Genomic DNA, 18747 nt, shown 5'->3' with positions numbered 1-18747 from the left:
CTGAAATGCCGGTTGCCCTATCCGGGAACAGCTTGCCTCTCCAAACGCCGGATTGTCCAGAACGCCGTGATCACGGCGGCGATGCCGAAAGCCACGGATCCCACGCCGATGCCGATCAGGGCCCCGTTCGGCCCGCCCATATGGGCGCCGACATAGGCGAAGGGTATCATTCCGAGCGTGGCGCGCCCCCAATTGAAGAAGGTGGAGAGCAGGGGATAGCCCAGGTTATTGAACGAGGCATTCGCCACGAAGACGAGGCTGACGAAGAACCAGATGAAGCCGCTGACGCGGCAGAAGAACTGCACGATGTCCGCCGTCATCGGCGGCGCATTGAAAGCCTCGGTGATGGGAACCTGTACAAGGACCAGCATCAGCCACACGCCGCCCACATAGAGAATCGTGAAGGTCAGCGCGTCCTTGAGGGTCTGCCGCATGCGGTCGTAGCGCTGAGCGCCCCAGTTCTGCCCCAGCACGGGGCCGATGGCGCCAGCCAGGGCGAAGACGCCTGCGAAGGCGACGGGCGTCACCCGGTCGATGATGGCGGAGGCCGCGACCGCCTGGTCGCCGAACTGGGCCATGATGCTCGTGAAGAACGCATTGGCGACAGGTGCGGCGATATTGGTCAGGATGGCGGGGACCGCGATGGCGAAGAACGGTCGCGCATCGGAGAGGATTGCCTTGAGCCGCGGCTTTTCCAGAAGATCGTGGCTGCGGGTGAGATACCTGTAGCCGACATAGAGATAGGCCACGCGGGCGATGTTGATGGACATCGCCGCGCCGTTGGCCTTGAGGCCGAACCCGAAGATCAGGATCGGATCGAGGACGATGGTGACGGCGGCGACGGAGAGAGTCGCGTACATGCTGCGCTTGGCATCGCCAGCGGCGCGCAGAACCGTGGAGAACGCCATGCCGAAGGCCATCAGCACATTGGTGGGCAGGGCGATCCAGAGAAAATTCAGCGCCACCTCGTAGGTCTGCGCGCCCGCGCCGATCGCGTTCAGAATGAGCGGCAGAACCGGCAGAAGGACCATGCTCACCGCAGCTGCGACCATGGCCATGAGAATGCTGCCCGAGGTCGCCATGCGCCGGGCATCCTCCGGGCGGCGTGCGCCGAGGGCGCGCGAGACCAGCGCTCCGATGGGGATCATCAGGCCCACATTGATGGAGACCGTGAAGAACATAACGACGGTGGCGAGGCCGACCCCTGCGGTCAGGCTCGGGTCGTTCAGCCATGAAATGTAGAGAAGCGAGATGAGATCGACGATGAAGATCGCGATCAGACCGGCCGCTCCCGTTCCCGTTCCCGTCATGACGAGGACATGGCGCATGGTGGAACCGGCGACGAAGCGCGGCGTCTCGGCCTTTCGGCTTGCTTCGTTTACGGAAGGACTGGCGTCCATCACATCACCCCTTCGCCAAGGATATCGCGCGTTTCGGGACTCAAGGCCTTCGCCTTGCCCGTCGGTGCCGTGAGCGGCTCGGGGGCAATCTTGGCGCCGACCACGAGTTCCGCGCCGCCCATTGCGCCGATCTCCTTTTGCAGGACGAGGCGGGCGATGTCGCGCTTGCGCACGTCGTTGGCGGCGGCGGCCGCCGTTTCAGGATCCGTTCCCAGCTCTTCCAGGGCCGCGCGCCCGAAGACGATGGCGGATTCGAAGACCTCGCGGATCTGGTAGTCCACATCAAGCTTCATGAGCTCGACCGCGTGGATGCGGTCGAAAGCCCGCACGAAGCTGCGGGCATTCTGGAAATTCTCGTGAATAATCTCGATGATCTTCGTCAGGGCATCCTGGTCGTCGATGCAGACGCAGATCATCTCGGCTTTCTCGGCTCCTGCCGCGCGCAGCACGTCGAGGCGGGTGCCGTCCCCGTAATAGACCTGAAGGCCGAAGCGCCCCGCATCGCGGATGCGCTCCACATCGTTGTCGATCACGGTGGCCTGAATGCCCCGCGCAAGAAGAACCTGGTTCACGATCTGCCCGAAACGGCCGAAGCCGATCACGAGAACGCGGCTTTCAAGGGTGCCCTCCTGGCCGGCGAGACCCTCCAGATCCGGCTCCTCCTGCTGTTCGCCGTCGCGGCTGAGCAGTTTCTCCACGAGGGTGGAAAGGAGCGGTCCGACCAGCATGGTGATGGCGGCAAGGGCCGTGAGCGGCTGCGCTTCGCCTTGCGCCATGAGGCCGAGCCCCGCCGCAACGGGAATGAGCACGAACGCGAATTCGCCCGCCGTGCACAAAAGCGTGCCCGACCGAAGGCCGTCGCGCCAGCTCGCGCCGAACAGCATCGAGAGAATGGCGATGATGAAGGTCTTGCCCAGAATGACGATGGGCGCGGCCAGCGCCAGCAGCAGCCATTGCTCCCGCACGAGGGCGAGATCGATCGACATGCCCACGCTCATGAAGAACAGGCCGAGCAGCATGCCGCGGAAAGGCTCGATATCCGCCTCCAGCTGATGGCGGAAATTCGATTCCGCGAGCAGAAGACCCGCCAGGAACGCACCCATGGCCATGGAGAGCCCGACCTCCTGCATGAGCATGGCCGCGCCGAGAACGACGAGCAATGCCGAGGCGGTCATCACTTCGCGGGCGCCGCTGCGGGCGAGAATCCGGAAGAAGGGGTTGAGCCCATAGCGGCCGATCAGCACGACGGCGGCGATGCCGAGAAGAGCCTCGCCCACGGCGAGCAGGCGATCCGCGAGCGAGCCATGCTCCTCGGCGGCTCCCGAGGCGAGGAGCGGGAGGATGGCGAGCAGCGGAACGACGGACAGGTCCTGGAAGAGCAGGATGGCGAAGGAGCGCTGTCCGTAAGGGGTTTGCAGGTCGCTTCTCTCGCCCAGCATCTGCAGGGCGATGGCGGTGGCGGAGAGGGCGACGGCCACGCCGGTGACGAAGGAGGCTTCGGGCGAGAAGCCGATGCAATAGGCCGCGGCCCCGAGGCAGATGGCTGTCACCGTCAGCTGCGCGAAGCCCAGGCCGAAGATGTCGCGCTTCATCTCCCAGAGATGGGAGAGCTTCAATTCGAGCCCGATAATGAAGAGCAGAAGCACCACCCCGAGCTCGGCCACGGTCGCGATGGTCTGCGGGTCGCCGACCAGGCTCAGGCCCGACGGACCGATAGCCACGCCCGCCGCGAGATAGCCCAAAACCGCGCTCAGGCCGATCAGCCGGAAGATCGGCACGGCCACGACCGCTGCTCCGCAGAAGGTCAGGACGGGGGGAAGAAAGCTGACGTGGGAAGCCGTGGATGCCATGGGGATCGGAAGGAAACGAAGGTCTGTTGCACCTTTCTAGGGATTCTTGGGCATGAGAGCGAGCGTTTCTTGAGGGCGTTGTCCCGTCTCGTGCCTCACCGCACAGGTTTGGGCTGGATGCCCGCGCCGTGCCGGCCTTGGGTCGAGGGCTCGATCCCAGGCGCCGCTTCCCTTGCGGGGAGGGAAGAGCGCGCCTTTCGGGCTCACCTGCGCCGCGAATAAGCGCCGCTCCCGCTTGACAGGAGGGGCCTCGTCTCGCCACATCGGCACATCATGACGAAGCCCCCTCTCGACATTCTGCTCTGCGCCCCGCGCGGCTTCTGCGCCGGGGTCGTCCGTGCCATCGACGCGGTCGAGAAGGCGCTCGCGCTCCATGGCGCACCGGTCTATGTGCGCCATGAGATCGTGCACAACAAATATGTCGTGGAAAACCTGAAGCGGAAGGGCGCGGTCTTCGTCAAGGAACTCGACGAGGTCCCCGATACCCGCGCGCCGGTGATCTTCTCCGCCCACGGGGTTCCGAAATCTGTTCCCGAAGCGGCCGAGAGCCGGAACCTTTTCGCCATCGACGCGACCTGCCCGCTGGTGACCAAGGTGCACCGCGAGGCGCAGATTCATCACAAGCGCGGCCGCCACATCGTCCTCATCGGCCATGCGGGCCATCCGGAGGTGATCGGCACCATGGGCCAGCTGCCCGAGGGGGCGGCGACCCTGGTCGAGACCGTCGACGATATCGCCCGTCTCCAGCCCGCCGATCCGGAAAACCTGGCCTTCGTCACCCAGACCACGCTCTCCGTCGACGACACCAAGGACATGGTGGAGGCCCTCAAGAAGCGCTTCCCGTCCATCGTCGGCCCGCACAAGGAAGACATCTGCTACGCCACCACCAACCGCCAGGGGGCGGTGAAGCGCGTGGCGCCCCAGGTCGATGCCATGATCGTGGTAGGCTCGCCCAATTCCTCCAATTCCCAGCGCCTGCGGGAGGTCGCCGAGCGGGAGGGATGCTCCCTGGTCAGGCTGATCCTGCGGGCCGAGGATATCGACTGGTCTCTGTTCGGGAACATCCGCAGCCTCGGCATCACCGCCGGAGCCTCCGCGCCCGAGATCCTGGTGGAAGAGATCATCGACGCCTTCGCCGAGCGCTACGAGGTCTCGGTGGAGAGCGTGTCCACGGCGGACGAGAGCGTGTTCTTTCCTTTACCTCGCGAGCTTCGTGAGCAGGCGGCGGAGTAAGCGGTGGCAGTCTATACGGAAGTCAGCGACGAGGAGCTGTCGGCATTCCTCGCAACCTACGACATCGGCACGGTGCTCTCCTACAAGGGCATCGCCGAGGGCGTGGAGAACACCAACTATTTCCTCCATACCACCAAGGGGTCCTACATCCTCACCCTCTACGAGAAGCGGGTGCGGGAGGACGACCTGCCTTTCTTTCTCGCGCTCATGCAGCACCTGGCGCAGAAGGGGCTCAACTGCCCGCTGCCGGTCAACAACCGCCGCGGCGAGCCCCTGGGGAGGGTCGCCGGGCGGCCCGCCGTCATCATCACCTTCCTGGAAGGCATCGCGGTGCGCCGCCCTACGGCCCAGCATTGCTGGGCGCTGGGCGCGGCCCTGGCGAAGCTGCACCTGGCGGGGCGGGACTTTTCCATGCGGAGGGCCAACGCCTTGTCGCTGGAGGCCTGGGGGCCGCTCTTCGCCCAGGCCGAGGCCCAGGCGGACACGGTCTCCGCGGGGCTGGCCGAGCGCACGCGGAGGGAGCTGGCGAGCCTGGAAGCCGACTGGCCGCGCGGCCTGCCCGGCGGCATCATCCATGCCGATCTCTTCACCGACAACGTGTTCTTCATCGGCCCCGAGGTGTCGGGCCTCATCGACTTCTACTTCGCCTGCACCGACGCTTTCGCCTACGACGTCGCGATCTGCCTCAATGCCTGGTGCTTCGAGGCCGACGCTTCGTTCAACCTGACCAAGGGCCGGGCGATGCTGGCGGGCTACCAGTCCGTGCGCCGGCTCGAGCCGCAGGAGATCGAGGCCCTGCCGGTTCTCTGCCGGGGGTCGGCCATGCGCTTCATGCTGACCCGCCTCGTGGACTGGCTCAACGTGCCGCCGGGCGCGCTGGTGAAGCCGAAGGATCCGCTGGAATACGACCGCAAGCTCAACTTCCACCGCCATGTGCAGCATGCGCGCGAATACGGGCTCAAGGCATGAGCGATCCCGCGCGCGTGATGATCTACACGGACGGCGCCTGCTCGGGAAATCCCGGGCCGGGCGGCTGGGCCGCGATCCTGTTCTTCAAGGGCAGCGAGAAGGAGATTTCCGGCGGGGAGGAGCACACCACCAACAACCGCATGGAGATCCGCGCCGCCATCGAGGGCCTGAACGCGCTCAAGCGCTCCTGCGCGGTCGATCTGTTCACGGATTCCCAATATGTGCGCCAGGGCATCACGCAATGGATGCACAACTGGAAGCGGCGCGGCTGGCGCACCGCCGACAACAAGCCGGTGAAGAACGAGGATCTGTGGCGGGCCCTCGACGAGGCGGCCTCCCGCCACGATGTCGCCTGGCACTGGGTCAAGGGGCACGCGGACGACCCGACCAATATCCGCGTCGACGAACTCGCCGTGGCGGCCATGCAGCCGTTCAAGAAGCAGGGCCGGAGGGCGCAGGTTTAACCCTCCGGCTTCGGGAGCAGGAGGATCAGAGGTCCTTCAGGATATTCTCGGCGCCGGAATGCTGCGCCTTGGAGGGAGCGTCCTCGATGTTGAGCGCCTTCACCACGCCGTCCTCGACCACCATGGAATAGCGCTGCGAGCGCGTGCCGAGGCCGAAGCCCGAGCCGTCCATGGACAGGCCGATGGCCTTGGCGAAATCGCCATTGCCGTCGGAGAGGAAATCGATGCCGTCGGCGCTCGAGGCCTTGCCCCAGGCATCCAGCACGAAGACGTCGTTGACCGCGGTCACGAGGATCGCATCGACGCCCTTGGCCTTGATCTCATCCTTCTTCTGCACGTAGCCGGGCAGGTGGTTGCGGTGGCAGGTGGGCGTGAAAGCGCCGGGAACGGCGACGAGAACCACCTTGCGGCCCTTGAAGAGATCGTCCGTGGTCTTCGCGACGGGACCGTCGGGCGTCATGACGCGGAAAGTGACCTGGGGCAGGCGTTCTCCAACCTGGATGGGCATGCGGATCCTCCAAAGCTATGCCGTTGAATGAGACTCTTCCCTAGCGCGGCCGCCCGCTGCCGTCGATACCGATCTCCGTCTCGACGGCCTTGTCCCCGGCCACCAGGGTCAGGCGCAGGGGAACAGGGCCCGAGGCGTCCCGGGGCTTGTCCTCGATGGTCACGGTGACGCGGTTGTCCCCATCGGGCTTCGAGGTCGAGAGATACCAGTTCTCAGGCCCCTCGGCGAAGAGAGCCGGAACCGTGCCGGACGGGGCGCGGACGGTGACGGACAGGGCGGGCTTGTCCGGGGTGGAGGAGGCCGGGGCGACCGAAAGGACGGACAATTCCGCCGGCGCGCCGAGAGGCTGCGGGACCGGAACCTTCGCCAGGGCCGTCTCGATGGCGCCTCGGTCGGCGCCGGCCCCGCTCAGGTCGAGGGAGAGGTTCGCCTGGGCCGGAATGCAGATGTCCTTGCAGATCCCGTATTCCGCCGACAGCACGAGCCTGACGGGCCTGGTGGCGTCCTTCGCCTTCACGACCACGGGAAGAACGACCTTCTTGCCATAGGCATAGGTGATGCCCGCCGCATCCTCGTGGCGCGCGGGAGCGGGCCATTTGATGTCGGCGCTTTCCACGTTTTCCGAGCCCGTCCAGTCGAATCGGGGCGGCAGGCCGGAATCGCCCGGCGTCCGCCAATAGGTCTTGAATCCCTCGTCGAGGCTGATCTCGATCCCGGCGAGCCAATGATCGCCCTGCGCGCCGCCCGAGATCAGGCGGGTGCGGGAATGGAAGCCCTGGGTCGTGGCGGAAGACGCAAGGGGTTGCGCGACGGCGGCTTCCAGGGACACAATCAGAAAAAGGGCGGCCGAAGCGGCGCGGAGCATGAAAGCCATGGAACTGACGCCTCCCTGAGGCGCTTCCTTTATGCGTTTATTCCCGGATCGGCCATCCACAATCCTGTGATCGCGTGGCCGGGTCCGGCAAGGCAGATTGAGGATATGGGCTCTCAACCTTCTCCATACGGCACCGAATCCCCCTACCTCGACGGGCAGGTTCTCGTGGCCATGCCCGGCATGATGGACGAGCGGTTCGCCCGCTCCGTCATCTATGTCTGCGCCCATTCGGCGGAGGGGGCGATGGGCATCGTCCTCAACCGTCCCGCCGCGCATGTGAAGATGCCGGACCTCCTGGTGCAGCTCGAGATCGTCCCCGAGCCGGAGCGCATCCGGCTGCCGCAGAGGGTCGGCAACATGCAGGTTCTGATCGGCGGCCCTGTCGAGACGACGCGCGGCTTCGTGCTTCACACGCCCGACTATCACATCGCCCAGTCGACGCTTCCCATCGATGACGGCATCTGCCTCACGGCGACCGTCGACATCCTGCGCGCCATCGCCACGGGCGATGGACCCGAAAACGCAGTGCTCGCCCTCGGCTATGCGGGCTGGGGCGCGGGGCAGTTGGAGCTCGAGATGCAGGCGAACGGCTGGCTCAATTGCCCAGCCGATGCGGAGCTGATCTTCAACACCGCCGCCGACCTGCGCTACGAGATGGCCCTGCGCCGCATCGGCATCGAGCCGGCCATGCTGTCGATGGAAGCCGGCCACGCCTGAAATCAGGCGGCGACCGGGGAGGCGCCGACGAGCTGCCGTGCCTGGAGCGTCGACATCGGCTCGCCGAAGACGGGCCCCTGCGCATATTCGCAGCCGAGCTGGTAGAGCTCGATCGCCTCGGATTCGCTCTCGACGCCCTCCGCCACGATCTCCATGCCAAGTTCGTGCGCCATCTTGACGATGGAGCGCAGGATCACCGGCTTGCCGGCCGCCATCTGGCGCACGAAGGACTCGTCCACCTTGATCGTATCGAAGGGGAAGCGCAGCAGGTAGGAGAGGGCGGAATAGCCCGTTCCGAAATCGTCGAGCGATAGGCCCGCGCCCAGATCCCTCAGGCGCGTGAGCATCTGGGCGGAATATTCCGGATTCTCCATCACGAGACTTTCGGTCATCTCGATCTTGAGCGAGCCGGGAATGACCCCGGTGCGGGCGATGACCGCCTTCACGTCCTGCAGCAGGTCGTGCCGCAGCAGGTGGTGGCTCGACATGTTCACGCTGGCGAAGATCGGCGGATCGACCTCGAGCGCGTTCTGCCAGGCGGAGAGTTCCCGTCCAGTCTGCTCGAGCAGGAACACGCTCAGCTTGACGATGAGGCCCGTTCCCTCGGCGATGGACATGAAATCCTCCGGGCCGATGCGGCCGAGCCGGGGATGATCCCAGCGCAGCATGGACTCGAATCCCGCGATGGTCCGGTCCTCCAGGCGCACGATGGGCTTGAACAGGACCTTCATCTCGCCGCGGTCGACCGCATGACGAAGGTCGGTCTCCATCGTGAAATGGTCGCTGCGGTCCGAGCGCATGGTGGGGCGGAAGACCTCGATCCGGTCGCCGCCGTGACGGCGCGCATGGGCCATGGCGATTTCGGCATTGCGCAGCACCTCCTCGCGCCGCGCCGCGATCTGCGGATCGTACAGGGCGATGCCGATGGAGGCGGTGAGGAAGAACTCGCGCTCCGCATAGGTGTAGGGCGTCGTGACCACGCGCCGCACCATGTCGGCGAAGGAAATGATCCGGTCTGGCTCCCGCTCGGAGAGCAGGATGATCGCGAATTCGTCGCCCGAGATGCGCGACAGGGTGTCCTGCGGCTTGAGCAGGCGGCTCAGGCGGCGGGAAAGGGTCAGCAGCATCGAGTCTCCGGCGGCGTAGCCCGCCGTGGCGTTGATCTCCTTGAGCTTGTCGATGTCGATGACGAGCACGGTGGGGCGCAGCGAGTCGTCCTGTCCGGCGAAGGTGAGGGCCGCTTCCAGCCTGTCGTAGAAGAGCTGCCGGTTCGGCAGGCTCGTCAGGTTGTCGTGCACCGCGTCGTGGAGCAGGCGCTCCTCGGCGGTCTTGGTGTCCATCACGTCCGCGAGCGTGCCGACGATGCGCAGCACCTCGCCGTCGGAGCCGATCACAGGACGCGCCTTCAGGCGGAACCAGTGATGCGCGCCGGAAGACGAGCGCAGGCGGAAATCCTGGGTCAGGCGGCCCCGGCGCTGCTCGATGACCGCATCGAGGCCCAGCCGGTAGCGGTCCTTGTCGAAGGGGTGGATCAGGTCGAGCCAGGCGGAGGCCGGGCCTTCCAGCGAGCCGCGCTTGAGCCCGAGCTGCTGCTCGACCTCGGGGCTCACGAAGATGTTGTCGGAGACCACGTCCCAGTCGAACACGATGTCTCCGGCGCCGGTCAGGGCGAGGGCCCGGCGCTCGGTGTCGTTCACGAAGCCGCGCGCGAAGGCGCCGCCGGCGAAGGCGTGCTGCATCACCGTGAAGCCGATGAGCATGACCACCAGGACGAGGCCGCCCACGAGGGCGGGGGGCACGAGGTCCGAGGTGAGCTGTCCCACCACCGTGAAGCTCGCCGCCGTCACCCAGGCGACGAGGAGCAGCCAGGTCGGGACGAGCATCACGGCGCGGTCGTAGCCGTGGGTCGCCAGATGGATCACGAGCACGAAGCCGATCCCGGCCACCGCCGCGATCGACATGCGGGCGACGCCCGAGGCCACCGGTGGGTCGACGATGGCGAGCGCCACCAGCCCACCGAGGAACAGGAGCCAGAATCCCGTCACGTGGCTGTAGCGCACGTGCCAGCGGTTCAGGTTGAGATAGGCGAAGAGGAAGACGAGAAGCGTGGCCGCGAGCACCGCCTCCGCACCGGCGCGGTAGACCTGCTCGGTCGTTTCCGTGATGGGGAAGACGCGCTGGAAGAAGCCGAAATCGATGCAGGCATAGGCCAGCACCGCCCAGGCCAGCGCCGCCGCCGCCGGGAAGATCAGGGCGCCCTTCACCACGAAGACGATGGTGAGGAACAGGGCCAGGAGCCCCGCGATGCCGATGATGATGCCCTTGTAGAGGGTCAGGCCGTTCACCCGGTCCTTGTAGGCATCCGCATCCCACAGATGGAGCTGGGGAAGGTTGTCGGTGCGCAGCTCCGCCACGAAGGTCACGGTCGTGCCCGGATCGAGGGTGATGAGGAAGATGTCCGCATCCTCGCTGTCGTCACGCTCGGGCCTGATGCCCTGGCTCGCGGTGATCGCCGCGATGCGGGTCGCGCCGAGATCGGGCCAGAGGACGCCCGAGCCGGTGAGCCGGAAATGCGGGGCGACCAGAAGGCGCTCGATCTGCTCGTCGGTGTCGTTGGTGAGCGCGAAGACCATCCAGTCCGGCCGGGTGCCGGCCTCGCGCGCCTTCACCGCGATGCGGCGGACGATGCCGTCGCGTCCGGGCGCGGTCGAGATCCGGATCTCGTCCCCATCGGAATTGTAGTGCTCGATGGCCGGGGTGAGGTCGATGGCCTTCATCTTGGGGTCGACGCGAACGGACTCCACGGCCCAGCCGTTCGCCGGCCAGGCGAGCCCCAGGAATGTCGCCAAGAGAAGGGTTATGGCGAAAGATACGATCCGCAATGCTTCGGTCTTTCGTCCGGTACTAGACAAGGGAGCTGGATAGGTACCGGTCAGGAGCCTTGAGGGCAAGCTGAAGCCCGGTCAGGCCCCCACTTGTCCGCAAGACTCGTTCGTTATTGTTAACCACAGGCCATGGGACCCGTTTGCGGCGGGATTGAGGAAAAACGAGCCTGCCGTTGGGGCATGTGCGACGGAAAGGCTCAGCCGCGCAGGCCCAGGGCGATGGATTCCAGGGACGGCAGATCCTTGATGGGGCCGATGGCCGCCAGGGTAGGCGTTCCCTGCAGCAGGCGTCGTCCCGCCTCGCGGACACGGTCCACGTCCAGGGCGTCGACCTTGCGCACGATCTCCTCGCTGGAGATCAGGCGGCCCCAGGACAGGAGCTGGCGCGCCACCCGCTCGATGCGCCCGCCCGGCGTCTCCAGGGCCGTGAGAAGGGCGACCTTCATCTGCGCCTTGGCGCGCATGAGCTCGACCTCGCTGATGTCCTGGGTGGCCTGGACCATGCAGGCGAGCGTCACCTCCATGAGTTCGCGCACGTCCGAGCCTGCCGTTCCCGCGCCGATTCCGAACAGGCCGCAATCGGAGAAGGGCCAGTGGAACGAGTCGATGGAATAGGCGAGGCCGCGCGTCTCGCGCACCTCGTGCCAGAGCCGGGACGTCAGGCCGCCGCCGAGCATGTGCGCGAAGAGATGGGTCGCGTAATAGTCGGGGTCCTTGAAGGAAAGCCCCTGCAGGCCCAGCACCAGACTGGCCTGTTCGAGCTTGCGGGGAAGCCGCCGCTCGCCGCCGGTATAGCTCCCCGTCTCCGGCTTGCGGGCCTCGGCCGCGGGCATCGTGCCGAACAGGCGTTCGGCCATGTCGACGATGCGCGCGTGGTCCACGTCGCCCGCTGCGGCCAGGACCATCTTGCCCGGAATGTACTCCCGCGCCAGGAAGGCGCGGATCGTCGCCTCGTCGAAGCTCCGGATCGTCTCCGGCGTGCCGAGGATCGGGCGCCCGACCGCCTGGCCCGCGAAGGCCGTTTCCATGAAGGCGTCGTAGATGAGATCGTCGGGGGTATCCTCGACGGCGGCGTATTCCTGCAGGATCACGCCCTTCTCGCGGGCGAGTTCGCCCGCATCGAACACCGAATGGATGAGGATGTCGCCCAAGACGTCGAGGGCGACGTCCACGTTCTCGCCGAGAACGCGGGCCGTGTAGCTCGTATATTCGACGCTGGTCGCGGCGTTGATGTCGCCGCCCACGTTCTCGATGTCCTCGGCGATCTGTCGGGCGGAGCGGCGCGACGTGCCCTTGAAGGCCATGTGCTCGATGAGATGCGACAGGCCGTGCTCATGAGGTTGTTCGTGGCGCGAGCCGGTGCCGACCCAGACGCCGAGCGTCGCCGTGGCGATCTCGGGCATGCGCTCGGTGGCGACCATCAGGCCGTTGGACAGGGTCGTGATGTCGATCCGCTTTTCGCGGACGAAATGCTGGTTCATGCAGCCGCGCCTTTGACCGCCCGCGCGCGCTCGCGGATGAAGCGCTCCACGGCAGCCTGGTCGTTGGGGAGAACGGTGAAGCTCTCCTTGCGCTCCATCAGATCAGCCATGTGCGGCGGAAGTGCGGGCCGCACGCCGGTCGCGCGCTCGACCGCGTCCGGGAACTTCGCCGGATGCGCGGTGGACAGGGCGACGACGGGAACGCGCGGATCGGCCTTCAGCTGGGCGCGGCCGGCGCGGGTGGCGACGGCGCTGTGCGGATCGAGAACATAGCCGGTGGCGCGATAGGTTTCGGCCATTTCGGCGGCCACGTCCGCCTCGCTCACGGCTTTGGCCACAAACTCAGCGCGGATGCGCGCGAGCGGCTCCGGCGCGATGGTGAAGGAGCGTGACTGGCCAAGGCTCGCCATGAGGCGGCGGACGGCCTCGCCGTCGCGGCCATAGGCCTCGAACAGCAGGCGCTCGAAATTCGACGAGATCTGGATGTCCATGGACGGGGAGGTCGTGGGCTCCACGCCGCGGATCTCGTAGGTGCCGGAGGCGAGCGTGCGGGCCAGGATGTCGTTGGCGTTGGTGCCGATCATCAGCCGCTCGACGGGCAGTCCCATGCGCTTGGCCACCCATCCGGCGAGGATGTCGCCGAAATTGCCGGTGGGCACCGAGAATGACACGGGCCGGTAGGGCGCGCCGAGGGACACGGCGGCGGTGAAGTAATAGACCGCCTGCGCCGCCACGCGGGCCCAGTTGATGGAGTTCACGCCCGAGAGCTGGAGCTCGTCGCGGAAGCGGGCATGGTTGAACATGCCCTTCACCATGGTCTGGCAATCGTCGAAGGTGCCCTCGACCGCCAGCGCGTGAACGTTGGGCGAGGCTACCGTCGTCATCTGCCGCCGCTGCACGTCCGACACGCGGCCATGCGGGTAGAGGATGAAGATGTCGACCTGGTCGAGGCCCTTGAAGGCCTCCACCGCAGCGCTGCCCGTATCGCCCGAGGTAGCGCCCACGATGGTGGCCCGCGCCCCGCGCTCCTTCAGCACGTGGTCCATGAGCCGCCCCAGCAGCTGCATCGCCACGTCCTTGAAGGCGAGGGTCGGGCCGTGGAACAGCTCGAGCACGAAGAGGTTGTCGGCGATCTGGGTCAGCGGGCAGACCGCCGCGTGGCGGAAGGAGGCATAGGCCTCGTCGATCATCCGACCGAGCGGGCCTTCAGGAATGTCGCCGTCCACCAGCGGTCCGAGCACGGCTTTCGCAACCTCGGCATAGGGCTTGCCGGAGAAGTCGCGGATCGTCTCCGCCCCAAGGACCGGCCAGCTTGCGGGCAGGTAGAGGCCGCCGTCCCGGGCGAGGCCGGTCAGCAGGGCATCGGCGAAACCGAGCGCGGGGGCTTCCCCCCGGGTCGAAACGTGGAGCACGGTGGATCTCCTGGAAAATTCGGCCGGACATTAGCGCATCGTGCGGAAAAGTGGACCCGCTTTTCGCTGACGCGACCCTTCGTTTCCGCTCGATACGGTGCGCTCGTCCGAGAAAGAGGCACCGGATCGAACGCGAATGCGCAAATCCGCTTCGGGGCCGTTGCTTTAGGGGCAGCGGCCGGTCGCGGCAAGCCGCAACCGGCCTTGGCGGTCACGGTTTCAACCGGGCCATGGTATGGGCATCGACGAAGGAGCCGTCCCGGAAGGCGAAGTCCCGGTGGGTGCCCTCGATTGCGAAGCCATGGCGCTTGTAGAGAGCGATGGCGGGCGCGTTGTCCACGTAGACCGTCAGCTCCATCCGCCTGAGGTTGAACCAGTTGTCGGCGGTATCGAGGATTTCCCGCAAAAGACGCGCGCCGATTCCCCGGCCGTGATAATCGTCGTGCAGGCCCATGCCGAGAGAGGCCACATGGTTTCGCCGGCCCTGATAACGCTCGAAGCCGCCGCTGCCGATGATGACGCCGTCCTTTTCGACCACGAGGCTGAGATTGTTCGGAGTTTGGCTTTCCAGCCATTTCTTCGTCGCCTCGGGGGATTGATAGGGCAGTCGCAAAGTCCCCCAGCGGAGGCGGGGCAGGCTCCCCAAGGCAGCAATGCCTTCATAATCGGAAGGCCGGGCGGCGCGGATGACGATGCCGTCGGCCGCGATGGGGCTGGGAGGATGGATGTCCGGTTCTGGGTTCATGTCGCTCTCTTCTGGAAGAGGCGGAGGCGAACCGAACCGTTTCAAGCCCTGCTCGTCTCCGCAGGGCTTTCGGGAAATGCTCGACGCCGATCAGACGCGCAAAGCCTCTCCCGTGCGCCCTGCCAGGCGCATCGTGAGATGGGTTACGGTCGTAAGAAGCGTGAACATGGGCGCAGAATAGCCGCGCCCGGATGAAATGACAAACGTCCTATTTCAGCGCGGTTGAATCGGCCTCTTTCAGCCGCTTCCATGCGAATGCCGCGAACACGCCGACGAGCGTGAGCGCGATGCCGAACCAGGTCAGCGCGTATTGCAGGTGGTTGTTCGGCAGGGTGAGCGGGGTCTGGCCCACGCGCGGCCAGCCGCCCGGGTTGGGGCTCGCATCGGCATCGATCAGGAACGGGGCGACGCGCTCCAGGCCATGGGCCGCGGCGATCCCTCGAGGGTCGCGGGCGAACCATTGGTTGCGGGCGGGGTCGTCGTTCGGCGTGAAGGGATTGCGGGTTTCCGGCGCGCGCACGAGGCCGGTGACCGTCACCTCGCCCGAGGGCTGGCTATCGGTCCGGCGCGCCGGATCGCGCAGGTCGGCCGGCACGAATCCCCGGTTGACCATCACGATGGCGCCCGTCGCGAGCTTGAGCGGCGTGATCAGGTAATAGCCCTGGATCGGTGCGCCCTGCCTTTCGCCTTGGGCGAGGCCGTAGACCGGGGCCTCGAAGGGATGCAGGAAGGTGCCGGTCACCCGGACCTTGCGGAACTCGTCCCGGTCCGCCCGCCAGGACGGCCATTCCGCTTCCGGCACGAGGGCTCCGGGCTCGCCATAGGCGCGGGCCTCGATCTGGGCGATCAGGTCCTCCTTCCAGGCCTTGCGCTGGAGTTGCCAGGTGCCGAGCCCGAGGAGGATGGCGAGCGCCACCAGCGTCGCGAGGCCCGGGAGGACGAGGGAGCGTCCCCTGCTCGACGCGGCGGCGGTCACTTCTCGAAACGCCCTTCCTCGGCCTTGTGGTGGTATTGCAGGTTCACCAGAACCCCCTTGAGCGGCCGCACCATGGCGAGGCTCAGGACGATGCTCAGGGTCGTCCATAGGACGATGTGCAGCCAGATCGGCGGTTCGAAGGCGAACTCGGCCCACAGGGCGAGGCCCACGACCACGATGCCGACGATGGACATGACGAAGAAGGCGGGGCCGTCACCGGTATCGGCAAAGGCCAGGTCGAGGCCGCAGACCTCGCATTTCGGCTGGACCTTCAGGTAGCCCTGGAACAGATGCCCCTTGCCGCAACGGGGACACAGGCCCTTGAGGCCGGTCGTGACGGGGGAGGGGGCGGAAGGATCGTGGGCCAAGGCTGTTCTCCGAAGTGATGGGCCGGGAAGGGCTGCCCGTCCCATGGACGTCACATGGGGTCGGAAGGCCCAAATGCGAAGGGCGGCTTTTGGGAGCCGCCCTTGCCGAGAATGCATGTGGTGGGCGGTCAGTGACCGACGCCGCCTCCGCCGTAGCCCCACACGTAGATGGAGGCGAAGAGGAAGAGCCACACCACGTCCACGAAGTGCCAGTACCAGGCGGCAAACTCGAAGCCGAGATGCTGCTGGGGCGTGAAGTCGCCGCGATAGGCGCGCAGCAGGCAGACGGCCAGGAAGATCGTGCCGATGATCACGTGGAAGCCGTGGAAGCCCGTCGCCATGAAGAAGGTGGCGCCGTAGATGTTGCCCTTGAAGCCGAAAGCGGCGTGGCTGTACTCGTAGGCCTGCACGAAGCTGAACACGATGCCCAGGATCACCGTGAGCCACAGGCCGGCCTTGAGGCCCTGGCGGTCGTTCTCCAGGAGCGCATGGTGCGCCCAGGTGACCGTGGTGCCCGAGGTCAGCAGGATCAGGGTGTTGAGCAGCGGCAGGTGCCAGGGGTCGAAGGTCTCGATGCCCTTCGGGGGCCAGACGCCGCCGAGCGCCTCGACGCGCGCATAGAGCTGCGGGTCGCCGGCATAGAGGGCCGCGTCGAAATAGGCCCAGAACCAGGCGGCGAAGAACATCACCTCGGAGGCGATGAACATGATCATGCCGTAGCGGTGGTGAAGCTGGACCACGCGGGTGTGGGAGCCGGTATTGGCCTCGCGCACCACGTCCGTCCACCAGCTGAGCATGGTGTAGAGCACGCCGATGATGCCTGCGCCGAAGATGTAGACGCCGATATGCATCCCCGCGATGGAGATGTCCTTCCACCAGGTGACGAACCCGGAGGCCATCAGGAAGGCGCTGAGCGAGCCGATGAGCGGCCACGGGCTCGGTTCAAGGATGTGGTAATCGTGGTTCTTGGCGTGGGCCTCGGCCATTTCGTGTCGTCTCCGTGCCTCGAATGTGAACTCGCTTTAAGACGTTTCTGTCCAGCTTGTCACGTCCCTTATTGAGCGATGGGTTTGGTGGATGATGTCGCCTCCGCCACCGGCTGCCCCCCCTTGGAGGGGAAGTAGGTGTAGGAAAGCGTGATGGAGGTCAGGTGCTTCACGTCGGGATCTTCCGCCAGACGGGGGTCGACGTAGAACACAACCGCCGATTCCAGGGTTTCGCCCGGCTGCAGGGTCTGCTCGGTGAAGCAGAAGCATTCGAGCTTGGAAAAATAGGTGCCAGCGAGATCGGGCTGCACGTTGTAGGTGGCGATGCCGGTGGTCGGCTTGTCGCTCTTGTTGGTCACCTTGTAATGGACCGTCGTCGTCTCCCCGAGCTTCACCTTGACCTCGGGAGTCTCGGGCGCGAAGCGCCAGTTCAGGCTGGGAGAAACGTTTGAGTCGAAGCGGACGGTGATCGTCCGGTTCAGGATCTCCGAGCCATTGCTGTCGCGGGCGATCGGCGTGCCGCCGAAGCCGGTGACCTTGCAAAAGAGGTCGTAGAGCGGCACGGAGGCATAGGCGAGACCGACCATGCCCACGACGATGCCGGCGCAGGCGAGGGCCGTGCGGTTCATCTTGCGCCGATGCTGGGAGGTTTCAGCCATTGTCAGCCTCACATGGGACGCTTCAGGACACCGGGTCCGAGCTTCGCGATGGTGACCACGTAGAAGATTAGCACGAGGGCGCCGAGGGTCAGCGCCAGGGCGAGCGACCGCTTGCGGCGGCGCTTCTGTTCTTCGGGAGTCAGGCTCTGGGGGGCTTTGCGGTCGGTCATCGGATCACCCGAACACGGGCCGGAAGAGGCCGAATCCATGCTCCGCGAGAAGGGTCGCGAAGAGCAGGAAGAGGTAGAGGATCGAGAACCCGAAGAGCTGCTGGGCCACCCGCATGGCAGGCTCCCCCTGCCGCAGGCGGTAGACCTGGACGGCCAGCGCGAGCATTCCCAGGCCGCCGACGAGGGCGACGATGGCATAGGCCAGTCCGCCGAAGCCGAGGGCCACAGGGGCCAGGCCGAGCGGCGCCAGGAGAACCGTGTAGGCCAGGATCTGGAAACGGGTGGAATCGGGGCCCGCCACGTTCGGCATCATCGGGACGCCCGCGCGCTCGTAATCGCCGGATTTCACGAGGGCCAGGGCCCAGAAATGGGGCGGGGTCCACATGAAGATGATCGCGAAGAGGACGATGCTGTCCCAGGACACGTGGCCCGTGACGGCCGCCTGCGCCACGATCGGAGGGAGGGCGCCCGCCGCGCCGCCGATGACGATGTTCTGCGGCGTCGAACGCTTCAGCCACATGGAATAGACGACCACGTAGAAGAAGATTGTGAAGGCGAGAAGGCTCGCGGCCAGCCAGTTGCTGGCGAGCCCGAGGATGATCACGGAGCCGACGGAGAGCGTCACGCCGAAAGCCAGGGCCTCGCCGGGCTGGATCTTCCCGGCCGGGATCGGGCGCTTGCGGGTGCGGGTCATGACCGCGTCGATATCCGCGTCCCACCACATGTTGAGGCAGCCCGAGGCCCCGCCGCCGACGGCGATCATCAGGAGCGACACGAAGGCCAGGATCGGATGAACGGTGGGATGGCTCACGACCATGCCGACCAGGGCCGTGAAGACCACGAGGAACATCACGCGCGGCTTCAGCAGGGCGAAGAAGTCGGACACGTCGCCCTGCGAAAGGCCTGCGGTGGCAAGGCTTTCGGCTCGGGTTTCGGTCAAACTGTTCGACATGGTGCTCATAACAAATGATCTTCCGAATGCCGGGACAAGGCCGAAAAGGCCTCGGGAATTGTCGGCTCCTCGCCGGAAGGCTTGTGGGTCCAAGCCCT

18 protein-coding genes are annotated in these 18747 nt (G+C 66.1%); 4 read left to right on the top strand and 14 right to left on the bottom strand.

All coding sequences use genetic code 11. The features are described 5' to 3' along the window. Window positions 1–17: 17 nt before the first annotated feature. Both L879_RS20605 and L879_RS0105790 read right to left on the bottom strand, forming a co-directional pair. Window positions 18–1400 carry an MATE family efflux transporter gene (locus tag L879_RS20605; protein ID WP_035458792.1) on the bottom strand — a complete coding sequence of 461 codons (1383 nt, stop codon included), beginning with the start codon at window positions 1398–1400 and terminating at the stop codon, window positions 18–20. Beyond that, window positions 1400–3250, bottom strand: coding sequence for a monovalent cation:proton antiporter-2 (CPA2) family protein (locus L879_RS0105790; RefSeq protein WP_027315275.1), 1851 nt, complete (start codon window positions 3248–3250; stop codon window positions 1400–1402). The genes L879_RS20605 and L879_RS0105790 overlap by 1 nt, the downstream gene beginning before the upstream one ends. 273 nt (window positions 3251–3523) lie before the next feature. On the opposite strand from L879_RS0105790, the gene ispH reads away from it, so the two are divergent. The 3 genes from ispH to rnhA are packed head-to-tail and all read left to right on the top strand — an operon-like array spanning window position 3524 to window position 5916. Further along, complete coding sequence (gene ispH, locus L879_RS0105785) at window positions 3524–4483, top strand: 4-hydroxy-3-methylbut-2-enyl diphosphate reductase (RefSeq protein WP_027315274.1); 960 nt, start codon at window positions 3524–3526, stop codon at window positions 4481–4483. Window positions 4484–4486: 3 nt separating this feature from the next. After that, window positions 4487–5452 (top strand): homoserine kinase, encoded by a 966-nt coding sequence (locus L879_RS0105780; protein ID WP_027315273.1) that lies wholly within the window; start codon window positions 4487–4489, stop codon window positions 5450–5452. Then, on the top strand, window positions 5449–5916 hold the full coding sequence (rnhA, locus tag L879_RS0105775) for a ribonuclease HI (RefSeq protein ID WP_027315272.1): 468 nt from the start codon (window positions 5449–5451) through the stop codon (window positions 5914–5916). The genes L879_RS0105780 and rnhA overlap by 4 nt, the downstream gene beginning before the upstream one ends. 25 nt (window positions 5917–5941) lie before the next feature. Here the strand turns inward: rnhA and L879_RS0105770 are convergent, their stop codons facing one another. Together L879_RS0105770 and L879_RS20600 are read right to left on the bottom strand one after the other, a co-directional pair. After that, on the bottom strand, window positions 5942–6424 hold the full coding sequence (locus tag L879_RS0105770) for a peroxiredoxin (RefSeq protein ID WP_027315271.1): 483 nt from the start codon (window positions 6422–6424) through the stop codon (window positions 5942–5944). 40 nt (window positions 6425–6464) lie between these two features. Beyond that, complete coding sequence (locus tag L879_RS20600) at window positions 6465–7298, bottom strand: protein-disulfide reductase DsbD domain-containing protein (RefSeq protein WP_051435085.1); 834 nt, start codon at window positions 7296–7298, stop codon at window positions 6465–6467. Window positions 7299–7403: 105 nt separating this feature from the next. On the opposite strand from L879_RS20600, the gene L879_RS0105760 reads away from it, so the two are divergent. Continuing rightward, window positions 7404–8015 (top strand): YqgE/AlgH family protein, encoded by a 612-nt coding sequence (locus L879_RS0105760; RefSeq protein WP_027315270.1) that lies wholly within the window; start codon window positions 7404–7406, stop codon window positions 8013–8015. A gap of 2 nt (window positions 8016–8017) precedes the next feature. Here the strand turns inward: L879_RS0105760 and L879_RS0105755 are convergent, their stop codons facing one another. The 10 genes from L879_RS0105755 to L879_RS0105710 all read right to left on the bottom strand — a co-directional run bounded on the left by L879_RS0105755 (window position 8018) and on the right by L879_RS0105710 (window position 18658). After that, on the bottom strand, window positions 8018–10897 hold the full coding sequence (locus tag L879_RS0105755; protein ID WP_027315269.1) for an EAL domain-containing protein: 2880 nt from the start codon (window positions 10895–10897) through the stop codon (window positions 8018–8020). 200 nt (window positions 10898–11097) lie between these two features. Then, a complete protein-coding gene (locus L879_RS0105750; protein ID WP_027315268.1) occupies window positions 11098–12381 on the bottom strand; it encodes a M16 family metallopeptidase in 1284 nt (427 codons plus the stop codon). Beyond that, complete coding sequence (gene thrC / locus L879_RS0105745; protein WP_027315267.1) at window positions 12378–13793, bottom strand: threonine synthase; 1416 nt, start codon at window positions 13791–13793, stop codon at window positions 12378–12380. Before thrC ends, L879_RS0105750 begins: the two co-directional genes overlap by 4 nt. A gap of 211 nt (window positions 13794–14004) precedes the next feature. Continuing rightward, complete coding sequence (locus L879_RS0105740) at window positions 14005–14538, bottom strand: GNAT family N-acetyltransferase (RefSeq protein ID WP_027315266.1); 534 nt, start codon at window positions 14536–14538, stop codon at window positions 14005–14007. A 208-nt stretch (window positions 14539–14746) separates the two neighbouring features. Next, complete coding sequence (locus L879_RS0105735; RefSeq protein ID WP_027315265.1) at window positions 14747–15514, bottom strand: SURF1 family protein; 768 nt, start codon at window positions 15512–15514, stop codon at window positions 14747–14749. Beyond that, window positions 15511–15882 carry a DUF983 domain-containing protein gene (locus tag L879_RS0105730; protein WP_027315264.1) on the bottom strand — a complete coding sequence of 124 codons (372 nt, stop codon included), beginning with the start codon at window positions 15880–15882 and terminating at the stop codon, window positions 15511–15513. Before L879_RS0105730 ends, L879_RS0105735 begins: the two co-directional genes overlap by 4 nt. 128 nt (window positions 15883–16010) lie before the next feature. After that, complete coding sequence (locus L879_RS0105725) at window positions 16011–16868, bottom strand: cytochrome c oxidase subunit 3 (protein ID WP_027315263.1); 858 nt, start codon at window positions 16866–16868, stop codon at window positions 16011–16013. 68 nt (window positions 16869–16936) lie between these two features. Further along, window positions 16937–17527, bottom strand: a complete 591-nt coding sequence (locus L879_RS0105720; RefSeq protein ID WP_027315262.1) for a cytochrome c oxidase assembly protein — start codon at window positions 17525–17527, stop codon at window positions 16937–16939. 8 nt (window positions 17528–17535) lie between these two features. Beyond that, the gene (locus tag L879_RS23940) at window positions 17536–17697 is read right to left on the bottom strand and encodes a cytochrome c oxidase system small membrane protein (protein WP_027315261.1); all 162 of its coding nucleotides are present in this window, start codon (window positions 17695–17697) and stop codon (window positions 17536–17538) included. 4 nt (window positions 17698–17701) lie between these two features. Then, a complete protein-coding gene (locus tag L879_RS0105710) occupies window positions 17702–18658 on the bottom strand; it encodes a heme o synthase (RefSeq protein WP_027315260.1) in 957 nt (318 codons plus the stop codon). Between the last annotated feature and the right edge of the window lie 89 nt (window positions 18659–18747).

The organism is Microvirga flocculans ATCC BAA-817 (assembly GCF_000518665.1).
Taxonomy (GTDB): domain Bacteria; phylum Pseudomonadota; class Alphaproteobacteria; order Rhizobiales; family Beijerinckiaceae; genus Microvirga; species Microvirga flocculans.
Note: the sequence above shows the minus strand (reverse complement) of the source record. Positions and strands in the feature narration are given on the sequence as shown.